This is a genomic window from bacterium (assembly GCA_024228115.1).
GTDB lineage: Bacteria > Myxococcota_A > UBA9160 > UBA9160 > UBA6930.
In genome coordinates, this window is record JAAETT010000530.1 from 1 (window position 1) to 3,357 (window position 3,357).

General features: G+C 60.0%; 5 protein-coding genes. 4 read left to right on the plus strand and 1 reads right to left on the minus strand.

The genetic code is table 11. The annotated features are described in order from the left end of the window. Positions 1-165 precede the first annotated feature (165 nt). On the plus strand, positions 166-657 hold the full coding sequence (locus GY937_21895) for a restriction endonuclease (protein ID MCP5059365.1): 492 nt from the start codon (positions 166-168) through the stop codon (positions 655-657). On the opposite strand, the gene GY937_21900 is transcribed toward GY937_21895, so the two are convergent. Beyond that, positions 654-1,493 carry an IS1 family transposase gene (locus GY937_21900; protein MCP5059366.1) on the minus strand — a complete coding sequence of 280 codons (840 nt, stop codon included), beginning with the start codon at positions 1,491-1,493 and terminating at the stop codon, positions 654-656. The two genes, GY937_21895 and GY937_21900, sit on opposite strands and share 4 nt — an antisense overlap. Positions 1,494-1,732: 239 nt before the next feature. Here GY937_21900 and GY937_21905 point away from each other — a divergent pair, with 239 nt between their 5' ends. From GY937_21905 to GY937_21915, 3 genes are read left to right on the plus strand one after another with little or no spacing between them, the layout of a single operon-like run. Continuing rightward, positions 1,733-2,743: a hypothetical protein gene (locus GY937_21905; GenBank protein ID MCP5059367.1), complete on the plus strand. Its 1,011-nt coding sequence runs from the start codon at positions 1,733-1,735 to the stop codon at positions 2,741-2,743. Continuing rightward, on the plus strand, positions 2,740-3,009 hold the full coding sequence (locus GY937_21910; protein MCP5059368.1) for a hypothetical protein: 270 nt from the start codon (positions 2,740-2,742) through the stop codon (positions 3,007-3,009). The genes GY937_21905 and GY937_21910 overlap by 4 nt, the downstream gene beginning before the upstream one ends. A gap of 11 nt (positions 3,010-3,020) precedes the next feature. Next, positions 3,021-3,170 carry a hypothetical protein gene (locus GY937_21915; GenBank protein ID MCP5059369.1) on the plus strand — a complete coding sequence of 50 codons (150 nt, stop codon included), beginning with the start codon at positions 3,021-3,023 and terminating at the stop codon, positions 3,168-3,170. Positions 3,171-3,357 lie beyond the last annotated feature (187 nt).

The following is a 3,357-nucleotide window of genomic DNA, read 5'->3' on the forward strand; positions in this document are numbered from 1 at the left end:
CCGGTCGAGCCGGGAGGGCGTTCGCCCTGGGTCAAGGACCTTTCGACCCGGAAGATCTGAATCGGAATCCGGAACGGCGGGCTGCGTCGCCCCCCGGCCAAATGATCAGATTTCTACGCTTCTGAGTGAGCGTCTACATCCGAGGTTGTCGGAGAGCCGGTTTCTCTGGCGGGTGCTGCCCAACTAGCGAAAGACGACCCCTATCAGTTTCAATGGTGGATCCTCGGCCTCGTCGGCGCGCGACCTACGGAGCAGAAGAAGGGCGCAGACCGAGGAATAGACGGATGTCTCTACTTCAACGAAGGAGGGAGGCGAAGCGAAACCAAGGAGATTGTTCTGTCGGTCAAGGCCGGAAGAACAGGAGTTGCTCACGTTCGCGACCTTCGTGGCGTTCTGGAACGCGAAGGAGCAACGATCGGTGCCCTCCTGACCATGCAAGATCCGACCAAAGCGATGATATCGGAAGCGGCGGCGGCTGGCCTGTATGAATCGCCTTGGGGAAAGCACCCGCGAATTCAGATTCTCACTGCCAAGCAGCTGCTGAACGGACTGCGCCTCGACTACCCTGCGCCGGCATATTCCAACGTGACAATGAAGAAGGTCACTCGGGTCACCTCAGAGTCAACAGCCCCAAAGCAGCTCAAGCTCATCGACTAATACGGCGCATCCACCAGCTCTTCCAGGGTCCATCTGTGATCCGCGATACCGGAGGCCAGAGCCGGCGTCGTCTTGATCGTGGAATGGCACCGCACGAAATTGTAGTGGACGAAGTGCAGCGCCGTCGCCGCACGGAGGTTTTCGATCTTCTTCGAGAAGCCGTTGGTTAGGCGAGTAAAGCGGCGCATCCCCATTCGCATCGTGAGGTTCTGGCGCTCGACGTGTGAAGTGCAGATCCGGTCGGGGTCAGGGTTCCCGTAGACTGCATCCTTGTCGATCGCCACGACCTCGGGAGGCGAATACCTACCCGTATCGAGCGGGGCCCCCTTGTACCGCTTTACAATGCGCCCATAGTCCACCTTCGTGTCGTTGTGGATCGAGCCTCCCAGGTGCAGGCTGATGGCGTGCCGGTAGGCGTAGAGTTTGTCGGTGCTGATCTGGACCCTCCCCTCGATCCGTCGAGCGAGCTGTTTGGTCAGGATCTGGGCATCGGCATCCTTCCGACGGCCGACGTGGTGGGCCGGGACCAGCTTGGAATCGGGGTCCAGAGCCACCCACGTCCAAGCGTCGCCCACGCGGGTCACGTCGTCGGTGCGCTTGAGCTGGGCTCGCTTCTTCCCGACGAAGCACCAAATTTCGTCCATCTCGATCTGCTCCGGAGAGAAGTGGCGGATCTCCTCGTCCATGATCCGCTCGGCCTTTCGGCCCGTCTCCACCACGAGCTTGGTGATGGTGTCGCGATGGACGCCGGTCATGCGCTCCGTAGAGCGGATCGAGTTGCCCTCAACCAGCGCGCCGAGGATCGTTGCCTTCTTGTCCGTGGTGAGTCGTGCCATGCTGCTATCCTCGTTGCTGGAGCGCCGGAGAATCGAACCCCGCGGAACTGCTTGTAACGGGCTGCCCGGGAACCTTCCGCGCCCCACAAGAAGGCCCTCGCTGGAGCGATCCGGTGGGGGCCTTTCTCATGGCTGAGAGTGTATGCTTGCTCTAGCATGCATGTCAAATGCTTTCTAGGGAAAGCATATTGCTTTCTTGCTTGGCAGGGAATAAGATCCGCCCATCGGAGGTGAGATCTATGACGAAGCTCGACGCATCAAAGGGCGGCAAGGCCCGGGCGCAGAAGCTCACAAAGGAAGAGCGGCAAGAAATCGCGCGCAAAGCTGCGGAGGCACGCTGGGGGGTGTCAACTCCTCGTGCCGCCTATGGGTCTCCAGATCGGCCTCTGCGAATCGGAGAGATCGAGATCCCGTGCTACGTGCTGGAGGACGGTCGCCGCGTGTTGTCCCAGCGCGGAATGCAAACTGGAATCGGCCTTTCCAGAAGCGGCGGCAAGGCCGGCGCGCGCCGATTGGCCCATTTCGTGGCCACATTGGAAGAAAAGGGCATTGACTCCAAGGGGTTAGCGGCGCGCATCTCCAACTCCATCTCGTTCGTCCCGCCGCGTGGCGGGCCGAGAATCGTCGGTTACGAGGCGACCATCCTGGCTGACCTTTGCGAGGCAATCCTGGTCGCGCGGAAGGCCGGCGCTCTACTCAAGCAGCAGGCACACATAGCGGAGCAGGCCGAGATCCTCATTCGAGGATTCGCCCGGGTCGGAATCATCGCTCTCGTCGATGAGGCAACCGGTTTTCAGGATGACCGCGATCGAGACTCGCTAGCGAAGATACTTGAAGCCTTCGTCGCCAAGGAACTACAGCCCTGGGTGAAGACGTTCCCGCTGGCCTACTACAGGCACCTATACCGCCTCAAGGAGATCCCCTACGACCCGTCGAACCCCCGCAAGCCACGATCCATTGGGCATCTGACGAACAACCTTGTGTACAAGCGGCTCGCGCCCGGGGTCCTCGAAGAGATCAAGAAACAATCGCCACGTGACTCTTCAGGTAGACACAAGGACAAGCTCTTCCAGCGCCTGACCCCTGATCTGGGGCATCCGAAGCTGCGCGAACACATTGCATCCGTCATTGGCATCATGGCCGGCTACGACGCGGGTGAGTTTGATGGAATGGAGCGTCATCTCGACAGGGCACATCCGAGGTACGATCGAACAATGGAACTGCCCCTCACGAAGCGTGAGAAGAAGTGAACGAGCTTCCTATTTCCGGTTTCTTGGAGGCCATTCAGGCCACGCATGGCGCCAAGAGCCGCCTAGAGCGCCGCGAGCGCGTCGTAGAGACGTTCCAGGGCGAGACGGTCTGGGAAGGCGAGGTGCTTGTATTCGAGCTGCTCGACCATCCCACCGCGCGGAAATGCTACGCCTGGGAAGTGGACGGCGAGGTGACGGCCGTGTTGCATGAGGCGCCGGTTCGGTCGGCTCAGGATGCGGTACGAGCGGCAATCGTGGCGGAATGACGCTCCGGGACGTGTTTGAGGGCATCGGCTCCCTGTGGAGCTGGTATATCGATTTGCCGATTTGGTTCTCGCTACCGCTGGGCTTGGGCGTCTTTGTGGCTACCGGTGTGGCCATTTTCATCGGAATGATGATCTTTGACGGCTCAGACCCCACGGGGTAGGACACCACCTTCCTACTTGTCATAATATATCTTATCGGACATGAAGTTGTAGTACCCAAGTAGAAATGTCCGGTTTCTCCAAAGTAGAAATGTCCGCTTTTTCCAGTCGCCCGGGGTACCCCCGCGGGCATGGAGACAGTGAGCATGAGCTACGAGGAACTGGATCGCGTGGGCGTGATTGAGCGCG

Excerpts from the sequence above, each read along its gene's own strand:
- GY937_21900 (MCP5059366.1), bottom strand. The coding sequence starts at position 1,493 with ATGGCACGACTCACCACGGACAAGAAGGCAACGATCCTCGGCGCGCTG.
- GY937_21905 (MCP5059367.1), top strand. The coding sequence starts at position 1,733 with ATGACGAAGCTCGACGCATCAAAGGGCGGCAAGGCCCGGGCGCAGAAG.